Annotated in this window: 16 protein-coding genes, 1 tRNA gene and 1 pseudogene; 3 read left to right on the top strand and 15 right to left on the bottom strand. The window is 62.4% G+C overall.

Features of this window, described 5'->3' with window-relative positions; all coding sequences use genetic code 11:
• From cysS to Q0J74_RS05580, 12 genes and pseudogenes are all read right to left on the bottom strand, one after another.
• A pseudogene (gene cysS, locus Q0J74_RS05635) lies at window positions 1-623 on the bottom strand (cysteine--tRNA ligase); the annotation flags it as partial.
• A gap of 15 nt (window positions 624-638) precedes the next feature.
• Entirely contained in the window at window positions 639-1,289 is a 651-nt protein-coding gene (epsC, locus tag Q0J74_RS05630) for a serine O-acetyltransferase EpsC (protein ID WP_297211910.1), read from the bottom strand.
• Window positions 1,290-1,565: 276 nt separating this feature from the next.
• A complete protein-coding gene (pgsA, locus tag Q0J74_RS05625; protein ID WP_297211907.1) occupies window positions 1,566-2,093 on the bottom strand; it encodes a CDP-diacylglycerol--glycerol-3-phosphate 3-phosphatidyltransferase in 528 nt (175 codons plus the stop codon).
• A 6-nt stretch (window positions 2,094-2,099) separates the two neighbouring features.
• On the bottom strand, window positions 2,100-3,419 hold the full coding sequence (gene rimO / locus Q0J74_RS05620) for a 30S ribosomal protein S12 methylthiotransferase RimO (RefSeq protein WP_297211904.1): 1,320 nt from the start codon (window positions 3,417-3,419) through the stop codon (window positions 2,100-2,102).
• Between the two features lie 12 nt (window positions 3,420-3,431).
• A complete protein-coding gene (locus tag Q0J74_RS05615) occupies window positions 3,432-4,007 on the bottom strand; it encodes a nitroreductase family protein (protein ID WP_297211901.1) in 576 nt (191 codons plus the stop codon).
• Window positions 4,007-4,657, bottom strand: coding sequence for a regulatory protein RecX (locus Q0J74_RS05610; protein WP_297211898.1), 651 nt, complete (start codon window positions 4,655-4,657; stop codon window positions 4,007-4,009). Before Q0J74_RS05610 ends, Q0J74_RS05615 begins: the two co-directional genes overlap by 1 nt.
• Window positions 4,644-5,756 (bottom strand): recombinase RecA, encoded by a 1,113-nt coding sequence (gene recA, locus Q0J74_RS05605; RefSeq protein WP_297211894.1) that lies wholly within the window; start codon window positions 5,754-5,756, stop codon window positions 4,644-4,646. The genes Q0J74_RS05610 and recA overlap by 14 nt, the downstream gene beginning before the upstream one ends.
• 39 nt (window positions 5,757-5,795) lie before the next feature.
• Complete coding sequence (prmC, locus tag Q0J74_RS05600) at window positions 5,796-6,659, bottom strand: peptide chain release factor N(5)-glutamine methyltransferase (RefSeq protein ID WP_297211888.1); 864 nt, start codon at window positions 6,657-6,659, stop codon at window positions 5,796-5,798.
• Window positions 6,660-6,706: 47 nt separating this feature from the next.
• The gene (locus Q0J74_RS05595; protein ID WP_297211885.1) at window positions 6,707-7,687 is read right to left on the bottom strand and encodes a DUF1385 domain-containing protein; all 981 of its coding nucleotides are present in this window, start codon (window positions 7,685-7,687) and stop codon (window positions 6,707-6,709) included.
• A gap of 110 nt (window positions 7,688-7,797) precedes the next feature.
• Window positions 7,798-9,216: a sensor histidine kinase gene (locus tag Q0J74_RS05590; protein WP_297211882.1), complete on the bottom strand. Its 1,419-nt coding sequence runs from the start codon at window positions 9,214-9,216 to the stop codon at window positions 7,798-7,800.
• Window positions 9,217-9,287: 71 nt separating this feature from the next.
• Entirely contained in the window at window positions 9,288-9,974 is a 687-nt protein-coding gene (locus Q0J74_RS05585; protein WP_297211879.1) for a response regulator transcription factor, read from the bottom strand.
• 16 nt (window positions 9,975-9,990) lie between these two features.
• Window positions 9,991-11,403, bottom strand: coding sequence for a hypothetical protein (locus tag Q0J74_RS05580; protein ID WP_297211877.1), 1,413 nt, complete (start codon window positions 11,401-11,403; stop codon window positions 9,991-9,993).
• A 146-nt stretch (window positions 11,404-11,549) separates the two neighbouring features.
• Between Q0J74_RS05580 and Q0J74_RS05575 the strand changes: the two genes are divergently transcribed.
• Window positions 11,550-11,636, top strand: a tRNA-Leu gene (locus Q0J74_RS05575).
• A gap of 297 nt (window positions 11,637-11,933) precedes the next feature.
• Here Q0J74_RS05575 and Q0J74_RS05570 read toward each other — a convergent pair.
• Window positions 11,934-12,614: a TIGR00266 family protein gene (locus Q0J74_RS05570; protein ID WP_297211874.1), complete on the bottom strand. Its 681-nt coding sequence runs from the start codon at window positions 12,612-12,614 to the stop codon at window positions 11,934-11,936.
• A gap of 134 nt (window positions 12,615-12,748) precedes the next feature.
• Here Q0J74_RS05570 and Q0J74_RS05565 point away from each other — a divergent pair, with 134 nt between their 5' ends.
• The gene (locus Q0J74_RS05565) at window positions 12,749-13,333 is read left to right on the top strand and encodes a hydrolase (protein ID WP_297211871.1); all 585 of its coding nucleotides are present in this window, start codon (window positions 12,749-12,751) and stop codon (window positions 13,331-13,333) included.
• 59 nt (window positions 13,334-13,392) lie between these two features.
• On the opposite strand, the gene Q0J74_RS05560 is transcribed toward Q0J74_RS05565, so the two are convergent.
• On the bottom strand, window positions 13,393-15,045 hold the full coding sequence (locus Q0J74_RS05560; RefSeq protein ID WP_297211914.1) for a Na/Pi cotransporter family protein: 1,653 nt from the start codon (window positions 15,043-15,045) through the stop codon (window positions 13,393-13,395).
• Between the two features lie 236 nt (window positions 15,046-15,281).
• Here Q0J74_RS05560 and Q0J74_RS05555 point away from each other — a divergent pair, with 236 nt between their 5' ends.
• Entirely contained in the window at window positions 15,282-17,015 is a 1,734-nt protein-coding gene (locus Q0J74_RS05555; protein ID WP_297211867.1) for a CvpA family protein, read from the top strand.
• Window positions 17,016-17,161: 146 nt separating this feature from the next.
• On the opposite strand, the gene Q0J74_RS05550 is transcribed toward Q0J74_RS05555, so the two are convergent.
• Window positions 17,162-18,004 carry a helix-turn-helix domain-containing protein gene (locus tag Q0J74_RS05550; protein WP_297211865.1) on the bottom strand — a complete coding sequence of 281 codons (843 nt, stop codon included), beginning with the start codon at window positions 18,002-18,004 and terminating at the stop codon, window positions 17,162-17,164.
• Between the last annotated feature and the right edge of the window lie 148 nt (window positions 18,005-18,152).

Raw genomic sequence — 18,152 nt, 5'->3', positions numbered from 1 at the left:
TCCCACTTCAGGGCCTGGTCCTCAAACTTGGACTTGGTGAACCACAGCACAAAGTCGTTCTTGTTGCGCTTGTTCAGGTCCTCCTCCACGCCCTCCCGGACGCCCACGGCCAGATCCTCCTCGTCGTGGTCGTTGAACACGTAGTACTGCTTGAGCTTGGAGGTGTCAAAATACACGTTGCCCCCGGCAAAGTAGGCGTAGCCGGTGTCCATCAGCCTGGTGATGACCTGGATATAGGAGTCGATCATGCCGGTGGCGGGCTGCACCACGTCGGGGTACTTGATGTTCAGCTTCCTGCAATCGGCAAAAAAGGCGTCGGTGTAGAACTTGGCGATCTCCAGCACGCTCTTGTGCTCCCGCTTGGCCCCCTTCACCATCTTGTCCTCGCCGGTGTCGGCGTCGGAGGCCAGGTGGCCCACGTCGGTGATGTTCATCACCCGGTTGACCTCATAGCCGTCATACCGGAGGAACTTCTCCAGCACATCCTCCATGAGATAGCTGCGCAGGTTGCCGATGTGGGCGAAGTGGTACACCGTGGGGCCGCAGGTGTACATGGCCACCTTGCCGGGGGTGTGGGGGACGAAGTCCTCCTTCTTGTGACTGGCGGAATTGTATAGTTTCATCTTGCCGAACTCCTTTTACTGATTTTGGTCTTCCATGCTCTGGTCCATCAGCTTCTCCAGCCACTCCAGCCGGGAGCTGAGGGCCTGCAATTCCTTCTGCACCGGGTCGGTGACGTGGATCTGGTCCACCTGGCTGGTGTAGTCCACCTTCTCCCCGGCAATGCGCACCACCCGGGCGGGTACGCCCACGGCGGTGGCGTCGGGGGGTACCTCCCGCAGCACCACGGCGTTGGCCGCGATGCGGGAGTTGTCCCCCACCGTGAAGGGACCCAGCACCTTGGCCCCGGCGGACACCATCACGTTGTTGCCCAGGGTGGGGTGGCGCTTGCCCTGGTCCTTGCCGGTTCCCCCCAGGGTGACCCCGTGGTAGAGCAGGCAGTCGTCCCCAATCTCCGCCGTCTCTCCGATGACAATGCCCATGCCGTGGTCGATCACCAGCCGGCGGCCGATTTTGGCGCCGGGGTGGATCTCAATCCCCGTCCAGCACCGGCTCCACTGACTCACCAGCCGGGCCAGGAAAAAGACCCGGTGCCGGTACAGGAAGTGGGCCACCCGGTGATAGAGGATGGCGTGTACGCCGGGATACAGCAAAAAAATCTCCAGCCGGCTCCGGGCCGCCGGGTCCCGGGCCTGGTAGGCCCGCAGGGTCTCGCCAAGACGGGTCAACTCAACACCTCCCAAAAGAAAACGCCCCTTATGCCCAGGCATAAGAGGCGATTGCTCGCGGTTCCACTCTCATTTCTCACTCAATGGCGTATACGGCGCCGCCCGGAGGGCTTCCACATCCCCCGCGCTCCCGGGCGCACCTTCTCCAGCTACCCCCTGGGACCGCTCTCAGCCGGCGACGCTCCCTCTCTGGCGGGTCCTCCCTGGGTACTCTTCCCGTTCCTCGCGCGATTCAACTGTTTTAGTATATTACCATCTTCCCCCCGAGGTGTCAAGCTACACCTTGCTCCAGTCGATCACATCCCTGTTCTTCACAAAATACTCCACCCCGGAGTAGAGGGTGGTGGCCACAATCACTGCCCCGCACAGCCCGTCCAGCACCGGGGAGACAAACACCAGCATCAGGCAGATGCACACCATGGTGGAGGCGGTCTTCACCTTCCCCGACCAGGCGGCGGCAATCACCCGCCCCCCCTCCACGGCGATGAGCCGCAGGCCGGTGACGGCAAACTCCCGCACCACCACGATGAGCAGCGCCCAGGCCGGCAGCCGCCCCACCTCCACAAACCACAGCAGGGCGGCCATCACCAGCATCTTGTCCGCCAGCGGGTCCATGAATTTGCCGAAATCGGTGACCAGATTGTAGTGCCGGGCAATGTAGCCGTCCACAAAATCGGTGACGCTGGCCAGGATGAACACCGTAAGGGCAAATATCATGTGGAAGGGAAACTCCAGATAGAGCACCACCAGGAACACCGGGATGAGAAACACCCGCAGCATGGTCAGCTTATTGGCGGTATTCACCTTGCCTCACTCCTCTATCTCTCCGGCCAGATCGCCGTCCTGGGTGCCGGTGATCCGTACGTTGACAAATGTCCCCGCCGGGATCACCCCCGCAGCTGTAAAGTAAACCCGGTTGTCAATATCCACCGAGTCGGCGTAGGAACGCCCGGCATAGCAGCCCATGTCAGGGTCAAACCCTTCACAGAGCACCTCCAGAGTCTCCCCCAGCCGCTCCTCGTTCCAGCCGTCCATCACCCGGCTTTGCAGCTCCACCAGCAGCTCCACCCGGCGCTTTGCCGTCTCGGCGTCCACCTGGTTGGGCATGACGGCGGCGGGGGTCCCCTCCTCCGGAGAGAACTGGAAGATGCCCGCCCGCTCCAGCCTGGCCTCCCGCAGGAAGGCGCACAGCTCCTCGAACTCTTCCTCCCCCTCCCCGGGCAGGCCGCAGATCAGGGAGGTGCGCACCACCACGCCGGGAATCCGGGTCCGCAGCTTGTCCAGCAGCGCCCGGATTTCCGCCCCGGTGGAGCGGCGGTTCATGGCCTTGAGAATACCGTCGTTGATGTGCTGGAGGGGGAGGTCCAGGTATTTGACGATCTTGTGCTCACGGGCAATCACGTCGATGAGCTGGTCGCTGAGCAAATCGGGGTAGAGATAGTGCAGGCGAATCCAGTGGAAGGGCAGCCGGCACAGCTCTCCCAGCAGCTGGGGCAGCATGGGCTTGTGATAGAGGTCCATGCCGTAGCGGGTGATATCCTGGGCGATGACGATAAGCTCCTGCACCCCCCGCTCCGCCAGGCCCCTGGCCTCCTCCAGCAGGGCCTCCATGCTGCGGCTGCGGTAGCGGCCCCGGAGGTAGGGGATGACGCAGAAGGCGCAGCGGTTGTCGCAGCCCTCGGCAATTTTCAGGTAGGCGGTATAGGGCGGGGTGGTCACCAGCCGCGCCCCGTCCTCATCGGTGCGGCTGATGTCCCCGAACCGGCGGGGGTGTCCGCCGGCGGCCACCTCCTCCACGGCGGAGACGATGTCGGTATAGCTGCCGGTACCCAGCACGCCGTCCACCTCGGGCAGCTCCTTTGTCAGCTCGTCCTGGTAGCGCTGGGACAGGCAGCCCGCCACCAGCAGCTTGCCCAGCTTCTCCTCCTCCTTCAGCTGGGCCAGCTCCAGAATGTTCTGGATGGCCTCGCTCTTGGCGGAGTCGATGAAGCCGCAGGTGTTGAGCACCGCCACGTCCGCCCCCTCCGGCTCGCCGGTGACGGTGTGGCCGGCCTCCTGTACCAGGGCCATCATCTGCTCGGTATTCACCAGGTTCTTGGCACAGCCAAGGGAAATAAATGCAACCTTCAAGTGACAGTCTCCTTACACGATGGTATAGCGCCCCTCCCGGCGGGGGGGCAGCTTGGCCTGCTGGTCGGGATAGCCCAGGGTGACGGCCGCCACAAACTCCCCCTTGCCGGGGGCGAACCGCTGCTGGAAGGCGGGGCCGAAGCCCATCCGCTGGGGAGCCGACAGCCAGCAGGAGCCGATGCCCTTGTCCCAGGCGGCCAGCAGCATGTTCTCCACGGCGGCGGAGACGGACTGCATGGCCCCGTCCCGGTCGGGGTAGTCCGGCTTGAGCAGGAACACCAGCACGCACACCGGCGCGCCCCCCAGGGTGGAGAGAAATTTGTTGGTGATGCCGATCTGCTCCGGGTTGCGGGCAAAGCGCTGCTTCAGGACGGGGGTGAATTTCTCCACCACGCCCCCCATCATCTGCCGCACCTCCTCCAGGGCGGCCGGGTCCCGCACCGCCACAAAGTACCAGTGCTGCATGTTGATGGCGGAGGGGGCGTACAGCCCCGCCTCCAGAATCTCCCGCAGGTCCTCCTCCGGGATGGGGTCTTGCTTGTAGCGGCGGATGCTGCGGCGGGTGAGCAGGGCTTCTCTGGTCTCCATCAGTCTTCCTCCTCCATGGCCCCGCCGTACCGGCGCAGGCCGTCCTTGATGTCCTCCCACCGAAAGCCCCGGCGGGCCAGGGCGTTGGCGGCGCGCTGATAGCTTTTGGGGTCGGTCAAATCCGCCCCCCGCAGCTTCTTCCGCAAAAAGGCGTCGATGGCGTCCTCCGGCGGGGCCAGGGCCTCCAGGGCCTGGTCCCAGAAGGCCCGGGGAACCCCCCGGCGGCAGAGCTCCTCCCGGATGCGGGCGGGGCCGCAGCCCTTGGCGGCGTAGTGCTCCGCCACCGTGCAGGCGTAGGCCCGGTCGTCCAGATAGCCCAGCTCCTCCAGCCGGTCCGCCGCCGCTTCCGCGCTCTCCCGGTCGGCCAGGGGCGCCTTGTCCCGCCCCCTGGGCCGGGCGGTGAGCTTGTCCACCAGCTCCTTCCGGGACAGGGGCCGGACGGAGAGCAGCGCCGCCGCCTTCTCCCGCACCAGGGCGGCCTGGGCGGCCGTCCTCAGCTCCGCCAGCCGCTCCTCCGTCAGCTCCAGCCGGTCGCACAGGCCAAAGGCGGCCACCTCGTTTTCCGTCAGGCGCAGAAGGGTGCCGTCCTCCAGCTGGCACAGCCAGCGGCCCCCGATCCGCGCCGAAGGGACCAGCTTACTGATCCGCATCCGCAAAGTCCTCTGCGGACACGTCCACCGCCCGGCCGGCGGCCCGGGCGGCCGCCCGGGCCTGGCTGCTCATCAGCTTGTAGGCGTTTTTGCGGATGTCCGCCTCCAGCCGGTCGCACACCTCCGGGTTGTCCTTCAAATACTGCTTGGCGGCGTCCCGTCCCTGGCCCAGGCGGGTCTCCCCCATGGCAAACCAGGAGCCCGACTTCTGCACCAGGTCCAGCTTGGCCGCCAGGTCCAGGATCTCCCCCACCTTGGAGATGCCCTCGCCGTACATGATGTCGAACTCCGCCTCCTTGAAGGGGGGGGATACCTTGTTCTTCACCACCTTGGCCCGGGTGCGGTTGCCGATGATCTCCGAGCCGTTTTTCAGGGATTCCACCCGCCGCACGTCGATGCGGACGGAGGCATAGAACTTCAGCGCCCGGCCGCCGGTGGTGACCTCCGGGTTGCCGTACATGACCCCCACCTTTTCCCGCAGCTGGTTGATGAAGATGACCACGCAGTTGGTCTTGGCGATGGACCCGGCCAGCTTCCGCAGAGCCTGACTCATCAGCCGGGCCAGCAGGCCCACGTGGGAGTCCCCCATATCCCCCTCGATCTCCGCCCGGGGGGTGAGGGCGGCCACCGAGTCCACCACCACCACGTCAATAGCGCCGGAGCGGACCAGGGCCTCGCAGATCTCCAGCCCCTGCTCCCCGGTGTCGGGCTGGGAGATGAGCATGGAGTCGATGTCCACCCCCAGCGCCCTGGCATAGTAGGGGTCCAGGGCGTGCTCGGCGTCGATAAAGGCCACCTCGCCCCCCCGCTTCTGGGCCTCCGCCACAATGTGGAGGGCCAGGGTGGTCTTGCCCGAGGACTCCGGCCCGTAGATCTCCACAATCCGGCCCTTGGGAACGCCGCCGATGCCCAGGGCCAGATCCAAGGACAGGGAGCCGGTGGGGATGGCCTCCACCACAATGTCGGCGTTGTCCCCCAGGCGCATGATGGAGCCCTTGCCGTAGGCCTTCTCAATCTGGGCCATGGCGGTCTCCAGGGCCTTTTTCTTGTCAGAGGCGGGAGCGGCGCTCTCCACCACGGATTTTTTCTTCTCTGCCATCGTTATGTTTCTCCTCTCTGCCGGGCGGGTCTGCCGCCCTTACCCGTTCCGAACGCCCTCCACCACACGCCAGATGCCCTGGGTGTCCTGGGCGGTCTGAATCTGCTCAAAGCCGCGCCGGATCAGAATCTGCTCCACGTCGGGGGCCTGTCCGATGCCCACCTCGAATACCAGGGAGCCGCCCAGGCGGAGGGCCTTGTCCCAGCTTCCGGCAATGGCGCGGTAGAAGTCCAGCCCGTCCGCCCCGCCGTCCAGGGCGGAGCGGGGCTCATAGTCCCGCACGCTCACATCCAGCCCGGCCATGTCTCCGGTGGGGATGTAGGGCGGGTTGCAGGCGATCACGTCAAAGTCCCACAGGGCGGCGGCGGGCGGCTCCAGGGCGTCGGCCCGGACGCAGGTCACCCGGCTGTTCAGCTCGCAGCGGCGGATGTTGGCCTTGCACACCTTCAGGGCCGCCTCGCTCATGTCGGCCAGCACCACCCGGCAGCCGGGTACGTTGGCGGCCACCGCCAGCCCCACGCAGCCGCTGCCGGCGCACAGGTCCAGCACCCGGGCGCCCTCTCCGGCGGAGCGGGCCAGCAGAATGGCCCGCTCCGCCAGCAGCTCGGTGTCCATCCGGGGGATCAGCACCTCCCGGGATACCTCCAGAGACAGGCCGTAAAACTCCCACTCCCCGATGAGGTAGGCCACCGGCTCTCCTGCCAGGCGGCGCTCCACCAGCGCCTCCAGCTTCTCCTCCACCTGGGCGGAGGCATAGAGGGCCATATCCCGGTAGAACTGCTCCCGGCTCTTGCCGGCGGCGCAGCAGACCAGCTCCCTGGCCTCCAGCTGCGCCCCCTCCACGCCCGCCTGGCGCAGGCGGCGCCGGGTGTCCAGATAGAGGTTGTTGTAGGTGGCCGCCATGAAACCACGCTCCCGTTGTCAGTCTCTCTTTCCCGCGCGCAAGCGCCCTACCACGCGTCCTTCCCCTGCTCCCGGGGAAGGACCAGCGTGAAGGCGCGGATTCCTACCTCAATCATGCTGTCGTCCGGCTCAAAGGTGGTCCAGTTCTGCAGCCACAGGCCGGGGGCCGTCATCAGCCGGGTAAACCAGTTGTCGTACCGGCCCACCAGGCGGTTGAATTCATAGGTCAGGCTGACAATCACCGGCAGCAGCAGCAGGTGCAGCCCCATCCGGGCAAACGTGTTGACCACATCCACATAGGTGAATACCACGCTGGAGAGCAGGATGCTCACCACAATCACCACAAACAGGAAGCTGGTGCCGCAGCGGGGATGGTGCCGGGGCTGCGCCCGGACGTTCTCCACCGTCAGAGGCAGGCCGTGCTCATAGCAGAAGATGGTCTTGTGCTCCGCCCCGTGGTACTGGAACACCCGGTGGATGTCCCTGGTGTGGGAGCAGAAGATCAGATACCCCACAAAAATCACGATACGCACCACGCCCTCCAGCAGGTTGCGCACCCACATGGCCAGGGGCAGCACCTTCCCCACCAGGCCCACCAGGGCGGTGGGCAGCAGAATGAACAGGCCCACGGAAAAGAGAATGCCCAGCACCACCGCGAAGGTGACCAGGGCGGAGGCCGCCTTCTCGCTGCCCAGGTGCTTGTCCAGCCACCGCTCGAATTTGGAGGGCTCCTCCGGCTCCTCCTCGTCCTCCGGCAGGAAGGAGGCGGAGTACATCAGCGCCTTCACTCCGTTGGCCATGGAGGAGCAGAAGTTGAACACCCCCCGGATAAACGGCACGCCCAGCAGGGGATGCTTGTCCTTAATCAGCACCCGCTCCTCCACCTGCTCCTCCAGCACCCCGTCCGGCCTGCGCACCACCACGGCCTTCTTCTCCGGACCCAGCATCATAATACCTTCAATCAGGGCCTGGCCGCCAATCATGGTCTTATAGGGGGTCTGGCAGGCCCGCTTTGTCTCATTTGACATGCACTCTATGTTCTCCTTGCTGTTGGAATCTGATAGATCCTGTATATTGTACCAAACCCGCGCCCTGATTGCAAGGGGCGCGGGTTGTGTTTTTAGAACTTATGTTCTATTTACGCCTGGGTGCGGATGGGCAGCCGGATGGTGACGATACAGCCGCCCCCCTCCGCATTGCCGATCTCCAGGGTGCCGTCGTGGCGGCCCACGATCTCGTCGCACACCGCCAGGCCGATGCCGGAGCCTCTGGCCTTGGAGGAGCCCTTGTAGAACTTGTACTTCACGTGGGGCAGCTCGTCCTCCGGGATGCCGGGTCCGTAGTCCCGGATGGTGATCACCACCTGGTCCTCCTCCCGGCGGATGGCGGTGTCGATCCGCTTGCCGGAGCCGCCGTGCTTGGCGGCATTGTCCAGCACGTTGCAGAACACCTGCCGCAGCCGCTCCGGGTCGCCGGAGATGAGGGGGAACTCCTCCTCGCAGTCAAAGTGGTTGAGTTCAATGCCCTCCCGCCGGAAGAACTCCCGGTAGGTGTACACCGCGTCCTCCAGCTCCGCCTTGATGTCCATAGGCTCCACCGACAGGGTGAACCGGCCGTCCTGGATGCGGGAGAATTCCAGCAGCTCCTCCACCATGTTGGTCAGCCGCCGGGCCTCGGAGACGATGATGCCCATCCCCTTTTTCACGTCGCTGCTGTCCCGCACCTCCCCGTTCATGATGGTCTCCGCCCAGCCGTTGATGGCGGTGAGGGGGGTGCGCAGCTCATGGGAGACGGAGGAGATGAACTCGTTTTTCATCTTCTCGCTCTGGCTGATTTTCAGGGACATGTCGTTGATGGCGTCGGTCAGGTCGCCGATCTCGTCGTCAAACCGCTTTTCAATCTGCACGCCGTAGGAGCCGGCGGCAATGTGCTTGGCGGTCTCGGTGATGCTGGCCACCGGCTCCACAATGGAGCGGACAAAGTACAGGTTGGAGAAATAGACCATGGCCAGAATGGCCAGGCCGATCCCCAGGGAAATGGCCACAATGAGCACGATCTGCCGGTCCACAATGCGCAGGGAGGTGACATAGCGCATGGCGCCCACCACCTTGCCGTTGACAATCAGGGGGCTGGAGGCCGCCATGATGTGCTCCCCGGTGCTGGGGTCGGAGCCAATCCACACCTTGGTCTTGCCCTGGCTCAGCGCCTCCCCGATGTCCGGGGTGTTGGGGGAGCGGAAGGCCGTCAAATCGGAGCTGGAAAATCGGATCTGGCCGCTGGCGTCCAGAAACTCCACCTCCAGCTTGTCCCCCGACTGGTCCCCCGCCACCAGGGAGCGGGCGTATTCGTAGTAGCTGTCCTCCGACAAAAAGTAGCTGAAGCTCTGCACCGCGTTCTCCGCCTTCTGGGTCAGAGATTCGCTGAGGGTAGAGTAATAATAGCTCCCCATGGCGGCGGAGAAGGCCGACACCGCCAGCAGGACAATAAACAGCACCACGCTGATGGAGTTGACCATCCAGCGCTTGCGGATGCCGCGGATGCCCTTGATTTTTTTCATATGTTATTCCTTCACCACCTGGGCTTTTTGAACGTCAGCAGCCCATGCATGGGCCGCCGCATGGGGACACTTTAGAAGCCCCACTTGTATCCGTACCCCCAAACCGTGGTTATAAATGTGGGGTTGGTGGGGTCGTCCTCGATTTTGATGCGCAGCCGGCGGATGTTCACATCCACGATCTTCAGCTCGCCGAAATAGTCCCGGCCCCACACCGAGTCCAGGATCTCCTCCCGAGACAGGGCCTTGCCAGGATTGTCCATGAACAGCTTGATGATGGAATACTCCACCTGGGTCAGCTTCACCCGCTGGCCGTTCTTCTCCAGGGTGCGGTTGCGGGTGTTCAGCAGGAAGGGGGGCTGGCTGATCTCCCCGGAGTCCACCGGGTCGCCGCCGCCGGTGCGGCGGTAGAGGGCGTCGATCCGGGCGGTGAGCTCCGCCGGGGAGAAGGGCTTGGTCACGTAGTCGTCGGCGCCGGTCATCAGGCCGGTGACCTTGTCCATCTCCTGGGTGCGGGCGGTGAGCATGATGATACCGATCTTGTTGTCCCCCGCCCGGATGCGGCGGCAGACCTCAAAGCCGTCCATGTCGGGCAGCATGATGTCCAGCAGAGCCACCTTGATGTCCGGATTGCGCTTGAGCTGCGTCAGCGCCTCCTCCCCCGTCTCCGCCTCGATGGCCTCATATCCGGCCCGCTTCAAATTGATGACCACAAAGCTGCGGATGTTGGCCTCATCCTCCAGCACAAGTACCTTCTTCATGTCCGCTTCCCCCTTCTTATGTCTCGTAAGACCACTCGTTGGTAATCAGCGCGAAATTGGCCCGCACGCCCTCCTCATCCAGGCCGCAGTCCCAGTCGCACTGGAGCAGCCGGGCGGCGTAGATGGTGTCGCTGTCGGCATCATCCGGCAGCAGGCGGAACCGGCCGGCCATGTTGGCCCGCATAAACCGGTTGTCCCCGCTGAGAGTGTAGATCACCAGGAAGGGTACCGGGTCGGACTCCCCCTCCGGCTCCCAATAGGAGAAGATCACCGCCCGCTCCCCGCCGGCCACGTCGTTGCGGGAGACGGTGATCCTGCCCTCCCAGCTCTCCGGCAGAATGAAATACCACCGGTCCCGGTCATTGTAGTAGGTGGTGAACACCAGCTCGGAGCTGCCGTTGCTGTCATACTGGAGCCAGCGGATGGCCCAGAAATTCACAGCGATGCTCAGGCTGTTGGGGTCGGTGAGGGCATAGGGATCGGGCAGCTCCAGAATCCCGTCGCTGTTGATGTCCTTGGCGGACACCGCCGTGTACCAGCGGATGGTGCCGTCGCTCTCCCCCGTCTCGGCGTTCAGGGTGATGTTCTGCATTTTCCCGTTCTTCCAGGCGAAAATGTCCGTAATATGCCCGTCGTCGCTGTAGGCGGTGCTGCTGAAGGCGGACAGGCTGTCCCCCTTGAGGTAGCTGCCGCTGGCGGAATAGAGCGAGTCCACAAATACCGCCGTCACCCCGTCCCGCAAAAGGCCGGTCCGCGCCCCGTTTTCCGAAAGGCCGGTGATGTTCCAGGACAGAGGCGCCGAGGAGGCCAGCTCCATCAGCCCGTCCCGGTAGTCATACAGGTCCGCCCGGCTGCCGCTCTCCGCCGTGCCGGTGTGGATCACCACAATCTCATTGACCCCGTCCATGTCCAGATCGCACACCTGGAAGTCGGTGTACTCCGTCCGCATCAGCTCCAGCACCTGGTCGTTGTGGATGGAGTAGGCCGCCAGGGAGTAGAGCTTGTCGCTCTGCTGCCAGCCCACAACGATCTCCTTCCCCGGCACACCGTCCAGGTCCTGATAGCCCACCACGTTGATGGCGGTACCGGCGCTTTCAATCATGGCGGCCAGCTCATAGCTCTCCTCCGACTGGCGGTAAATACAGATTTTCAGCTGCCGTTCGTCCGAGCTCACCCGGAAAAAGGCGATGGCCTCCTGCACCCCGTCCCCGTCCAGGTCCTGGAGCTGCACCTTCTGGGTCAGCTCCCCGGTGAGCGGCGCGGCGTACTCCCCGCCGGCGTTGAGCATTTCATTGATCTTTTCGTCCAGCTTCAGATAGTCATCCGGCGCCTTGGGCGGGGCGTACAGCTCGTCCACCGACTGGGAAAAGCATCCCGTCAGCAAAAGCAGCAGGCCCGCCGCCAGAATCAGCCTGAATTGTCTTCCCATATCAAGGCCCTCCGTGGGATTTCATTTCATGCAGCACTGTTATCATATCACATCTTTTCCCCAAATGGTACGGTGTTTTCTCATTTTTCCGAAATGAACCCTTGCCAACGCCCGCAAACTCATGTATAATACCCTTCGTACCATGTGCCGGTATGATGGAATTGGTAGACGTGACGGACTCAAAATCCGTTGGTGGCGACATCGTGTCGGTTCGAGTCCGACTACCGGCACCACGTGGTCGCAAAGTTCGCTTTGCGACCACGTCTTTTTATGCCCACGGCAAAAAAGACGTCATCCGCCCGCTCCCTTGCTCCTCCTCTCCAAATCGAACCCGCTGTGCTGGGCTTCGATTTGGTTTTGGACGCAAGTCCGAGACAGGCAAAGCCCCGCAGCGTTCGCGCCGATGGCCGGCGGAGCGCTGCGGGGCCTCTTTGCGAAAGGCAGGGGCGTCCGTCTGATCCGTCACAAACCGGACGTCCGCCGGACCTGCGGGGTTCAGGCCCGGGCCGCCGGGACGCTTCCCCGGTCCGTCACTTGCTGCCCGTCTGGATGAACGGGGCCAGGGCGTCGGCCACGCCGCTGACGGGCATGGTCTGGAGCACCACCCGGCCGGGGCCGGTGACCACGGTGTTGAACAGCCCCTCGCCGCCGAAGAGCACATTCTTCACGCCCTTGATCATCTGGATGTCCATGGAGCAGGTGGCGTCCATCATAGCCAGGTTGCCGCTGTCCACCACCAGGCTCTGGCCGGACTGGAGCTCATACTCCACCACCGAGCCGTCCAGCTCCACAAAGGCCGTGCCGCTGCCGGAGAGCTTCTGCATAATGAAGCCCTCGCCGCCGAAGAAGCCGGCGCCCAGCTTCTTCTGGAAAAAGACCGACAGCTCCACGCTGCGCTCCGCCGCCAAAAATCCCCGCTTCTGCACCACCACGGGGTGGGCGGGGTCGATCTGGATGGCCCGGATGGTACCCGGGAAACTGGAGGCAAAGGCAATCATGCCCGGCCCACCCTGGGCGGTGTAGGTGTTCTGGAAAATGGACTCGCCGGAGAACATCCGCCCAAAGGCCCTGCCCAGGCTTCCGGCCCCGGTCTCCATACCCATATTGGGCGTCATCCACACCATGGAACCCCGCTCCGTAATCATGGACTCCCCGCCCTCCAGCTGGCAGATTACCACCGGCATGGGCTCGCCCTGGATCTCGTACTTCATAGGTCATCCTCCTTTGTCTGGGATGGGTTCAGTATATTCCGTTCTCCGAAGGGATTCAACCTTTTCCCTCCATCTTTACAAAAACTTAAGGGCTGTGCTATGATGGGAAAAACCGACATAGGAGGCGCACACACATGACACAGCTGACACGGGAGCAGGCCGTTGCCCTGCTGAAGGAGTATAACCAGGAGAGCTTTCACCTCCGCCACGCCTTTACGGTGGAGGCGGTGATGGACTGGTATGCCCGGGAGCTGGGCTACGGCGACCAGGCGGACTTCTGGGCCATGGCCGGCCTGCTTCACGACCTGGATTTCGAGCGCTATCCCGACCAGCACTGCGTCAAGGTACGGGAGATTATGGAGGCCAGGGACCTGGACCCCGCCCTGGTCCACGCCGTGGTGAGCCACGGCTGGGGCATGACCGGTGGGAACGTCCCGCCGGAGCACGAGATGGAGAAGGTGCTCTTTGCCGCCGACGAGCTCACCGGCCTGATCGGCGCGGCCGCCCTGATGCGCCCGTCCAGAAGCGTGCAGGACATGGAGCTGTCCAGCCTGAAAAAGAAGTACAAGGACAAGCGCTTTGCCGCCGGCTGCTCCCGGGAGACCATCGCCCAGGGCGCCCAGCTGTTGGGCTGGGAACTCAGCGACCTGCTGGAGCGCACTCTCCAGGCCATGAAGGCCAGGGAAGCGGACATCGAGGCCCAGTGCGCCGGACTGTAACCGTCCAAAAACGCCCGCCCGGCCGGAGTTCCGGCCGGGCGGGCGTTTTTTTGTCTGTCTCAGGTGTTGGCCGCCCCGTCGTCAATGCTGGCCCGCTCCTGGGCGATGTTCAGGGCGTGGTCGCCAATCCGCTCAAAGTCGGTGAGCAGTTCGGAGAAGATGATGCATGCCTCATCGGAGCACACCCCCCGGCGCATCCGCTCCATCTGGTGCCTCCGGTAGCTCTCGGTCATGTCGTCAATCCGCTGCTCCATGGCGGAGACCTTGGTCAGCCACTCCGTCTTCTGGATATCCTCCTGCTCCAGCAGATCCATGGTCTCCAGGCAGACGGCCTGCATGCTTTTCAGCTCGTTCCGGGCGTCCTCCGAGAAATGGATGTTCTTCTCGTGCATCATCTGGGTATATTCGCAGATGTTCATGGCGTGGTCGCCGATACGCTCAATGTTGCCGGTAATTTTGAAGTAGGCGCTCACCGCGGTGGAGTCCTTCTCGTTGGTCTCCCGCACCATCACCTTGGAGATATACTGGGAGATCTCTTTGTTCAGGTAGTCGATGTAGTCCTCGGTGGCCACCGCGGTCTCCAGCCGTTTGGGGTCCCGCTCCAGCACCGCCTGGAAGCCCACCACAATGTTATCCCTGGCCATGAGCAGCATCCGGTTGAGCTCCTTCCGCAGCTGGGTGGTGTACATGGCGGAGAAGCCGATGGGGTGCTCCTGCTTGGTATGGACGGGGCCGGGCAGCAGATAGGCCAGGTGCATGCCCTCCTCCCCGCTCTCGCTGCGGTCTGGGAGGATCTTCATGGCCACCTTCACCAGCAGGCCGCCCAGGGGCAGCAGCAGCAGGGCGGTCACCACATTGAACAGGGTGTGCATGTTGGCGATCTGCGCCGCCGGGTTGGTGGGAGTCAGCTCCTGCATCCAGCCGGTCAGCGGGGTGAGGATGCAGATGAGGGTGAACAGAGCCGTGCCGATCAGGTTGAACAGCAGGTGGATCACGGTGGTGCGCTTGGCGTTGCGGCTGGTCCCCACCGAGGCCAGCACCGCGGTGATGCAGGTGCCGATGTTCTGGCCGAACAGGACAAACACGGCGTTGTCCAGCCCGATGACCCCGCTCACCGCCAAAGCCTGCAAAATACCCACCGAGGCGGAGGAGGACTGGATCAGGGCGGTGAAGGCCGCGCCGGCCAGAATGCCCACCAGGGGGTTGGAGAAGGTGCTCACCAGGTCCACGAAGGCCGGCCACTCCCGCAGGGGAGACATGGAGGCGCTCATCATCTCCATGCCGATGAACAGCACGCCCAGGCCGGCCAGAATATTGCCGTAATGGTGGATCTGGGGCCGCTTCAGAAAGACCACCATGGCCACGCCCACAAAGGCGAACAGCGGCGCCAGCGCCCCCACATCCAGGGCGATCAGCTGGCCGGTGATGGTGGTGCCGATGTTGGCGCCCATGATGATCCACACCGCCTGGCGGAGGGTCATCATGCCGGAGTTGACAAAGCCCACCACCATGACGGTGGTGGCGGAGGAGGATTGGATGACCGCCGTAATGCCGGCGCCCACCAGCACCCCCAGAACCCGGTTGGAGGTGAGCCGCTCCAGAATGCTCTTCATCCGGTTGCCGGCCGCGGCCTCCAGGCCGGAGCTCATCATCTGCATGCCGTAGAGAAACAGTGCCAGACCACCCAGCAGTCCCAGGACAATGCTTGTCATTTCCACGTTATTCCCCTCATCTTATTCTCTTTTTTCTGTCTCTTTACAATTTCCAGCAGTAGTATACACAATGTAAAGTGGCCCGTCAATGGATTTTACGAGAACTTTACAATTCCGCCCTCCTCCGGGTTCTCTCCACCCCGGTTTTCCAGACGGTTTCTTTCCTTCTTCCGTTGCCTTTTGCTCCGGTTTGGGCTATACTACCACCAGCAGACTAACTGAAAAGGAGAACGTCTATGGACCACCCATCTGCCAAGCGCCCCCGCGCCCCCAAAAGCAGGGCGGGCAAACTGCTGATCAATCTGGCGGTAACCGCTCTGGCCGGGTTTTTGTACTTCTATGTCGCCCTGCCCCCCATCAACCTCCAGTCCGGGGACTTCTACTCCTTTGTGGCCATTCTGTGCGTGGTGTACGTCGTCTGCGCCCTGGTCACCTCCGGCATGCAGGCCGTCACCTCCGGCGGCGGACCCAGGGAATACCTGCGGTTCATCAAGTCCCAGTGCCTGCCGGTTGGCATTCTGTTTCTGGCCCTCATTGTGGTGGCCATTGTGGGGTCCGTCATCTCTCTGCCCATCTTCCGGGCGGCGGCCTACCGGGACCTGCTGACGGTGGAGGACGGCCAGTTCGCCCAGGATATCAGCCAGATCTCCTTCGACAAGATCCCCACCCTGGACCGGGCCAGCGCCGAATATCTGGGGGACCGGCAGATGGGTACCCTCAGCGACATGGTCAGCCAGTTTGACTACTCTGCCGACTCCACCCAGATCAACTACCAGGGCCGGCCCGTCCGGGTGGCCCCCATCGCCTACGCCGACCTGATCAAGTGGTTCACCAACCGCTCCCAGGGCCTGCCCGCCTACGTTATTGTGGACATGGTGACCCAGGAGGCCACGGTGGTGCGGCTCAGCGAGGGGATGAAGTACTCCTTCTCCGAGCCTCTCAACCGCAACATCGTCCGCCACCTCCGGTTCCAGTACCCCACCTACCTCTTCGGCACCCCTCAGTTTGAGATTGACGAGGAGGGCCGCCCCTGGTGGATCGCCCCCCGCATCGTCAAGACCATCGGCCTGTTCGGCGGGGAGGATATCCAGGGCGCCGTGCTGGTGGACGCCATCACCGGGGAGAGCACCTACTATGAGCTGGCCGACATTCCCACCTGGGTGGACAACGTGTTCACCCCCGAGCTCATCATGGAGCAGTACGACTACCACGGCACTCTGGTCAACGGCTTCATCAACTCCATCTTCGGCCAGCGGGACGTGACGGTGACCACCGACGACTCCAACTATATTGCCCTCAATGACGACGTGTATATGTACACCGGCGTCACCTCCGCCAACGCCGACCAGTCCAACCTGGGCTTCCTGCTGTCCAACCAGCGCACCAAGGAGACCAAGTTCTATACCGCCCCCGGCGCTACGGAGGCCGCCGCCATGTCCTCCGCTCAGAGCGAGGTGCAGGACCTGGGCTACGTGGCCACCTTCCCCCTGCTGCTCAACATCGACGGTCAGCCCACCTACTTCATTCCCCTGAAGGGCAAGGACAATCTGGTTAAAATGTACGCCATGGTCAACGTGGCCCAGTACCAGATCGCGGCCACCGGCACCACGGTCTCCCAGTGCGAGCAGGAGTATGTCCGCATGCTGCGGGAGGGCGGCGTCAGCCAGGGGGAGACCGTCCCCCAGACCGAGGCCAGCGGCGTCATTGCCGACATCCGCTCCGCCGTGATGGACGGCAACTCCTACTACTTCCTCCGGCTGGAGGGGGAGGCCACGTACTACAGCCTGTCCGCCGCCGCCAATCCGGTGGCCGTCATCCTCAACGTGGGGGATACCGTCACCATCCAGCACACCGCCCCGGCGGAGGGGGCGGACAACTCCATTCTGGACGGCTCCACCGTCATCCTGGTGCAGGCCGCACCGGCGGTCACGCCGTCTCCCCAGGCCACCCCCTCTCCCACACAGGAATAAACGCCAAACGGCCCCGCCGCATTGGCGGGTGCTCGTAAGAAAGTAATTCACTCAAAATTACACTTACGGCATCTGTCAGACGGGATTGGGTAAATGAAATATGCTGGACATGGTTGATTTTAACCGTGTCCAGCATATTTTTTTGCCTATTTGCGTTTTCTTTTCCCTTTTCCGTGGGTCATATTGGTTTTCCCTCGTTGGTTAATAGAGGGTTTCAGGTGTTTGGACAGTTTCAAAACCTCTATTAGATTTACAAACTGCTCCATCGTGATCGCATCATAGTCAATACCAAAGGTTGCGAGGAAAATGCGGGCCTGCTTTTCTGCATTGCTGCCTTTGTAGTTCGTGGCTTCCTGCAAACTCTTTTGCACATCCAGCGCCGGAGAATGGCTGTCCGCAGTGGTTGCATCATTTTGATGGGCTTCCCGAATATCCCGAAGGATCAGTTTCAAATCGTCAGAAATAACATGGCAAAAATACTCGTCCTCTTGTATTTGTGCAAGTTCCAGTGTCCGCAGATACAGATCATTTTCCGTTTCTCCCTGCTGCATCAGTACCATTTGACGAACGGCTTGCAGTACAGCGTTCATATCGCTAATCCGCATATCAGCGATCCGATCCACATAAATCTCCGCATCCAGCATCATTTTCTGAAAATCATGGTGACTGATAATTTCCGACAGCAGCCGGGGGTTGAATTTCCCGGCTTTCAGAACATCAATCGCATCATCACTCAGGTGCAGGGCACTCAGCTCTGTGTCTGAGTGATTTTTTTGTTCTGACACCCCTAACAGATAATCCGTAGTCACATGATAAAACTTTGCCAGTGTGACGATGGCAAAAGGGCTTATGTCCTTATAATCGTCATTCTCGTATTTGCCGAGCGCAGATTTGGAAAGCCCGGTCTGGTCGGCCAGCTGTTCCAAGGTAAGTCCGTGCTCCACCCGCAAATCCTTCAATTTTTCTTGAATAGTTAAGGTCGTATTCATGCCAAGCCTCCCCACCGCTCTATTTCTTTTATTATAACACAGCTTGTCCATAAGCGTGGAAATTGCTGCTTTTTCAGAGCCTTTTCCATCCTTTTGGATATACGGGAATGGTCATGTTTTTTCGCTAAAATGTACTTGTCGCAAGACT

Source organism: uncultured Flavonifractor sp. (assembly GCF_944387675.1).
Lineage (GTDB): Bacteria > Bacillota > Clostridia > Oscillospirales > Oscillospiraceae > Flavonifractor.
The sequence above is the reverse complement of the archived record's forward strand: the minus strand, read 5'-3'. Positions and strand labels throughout refer to the sequence as shown.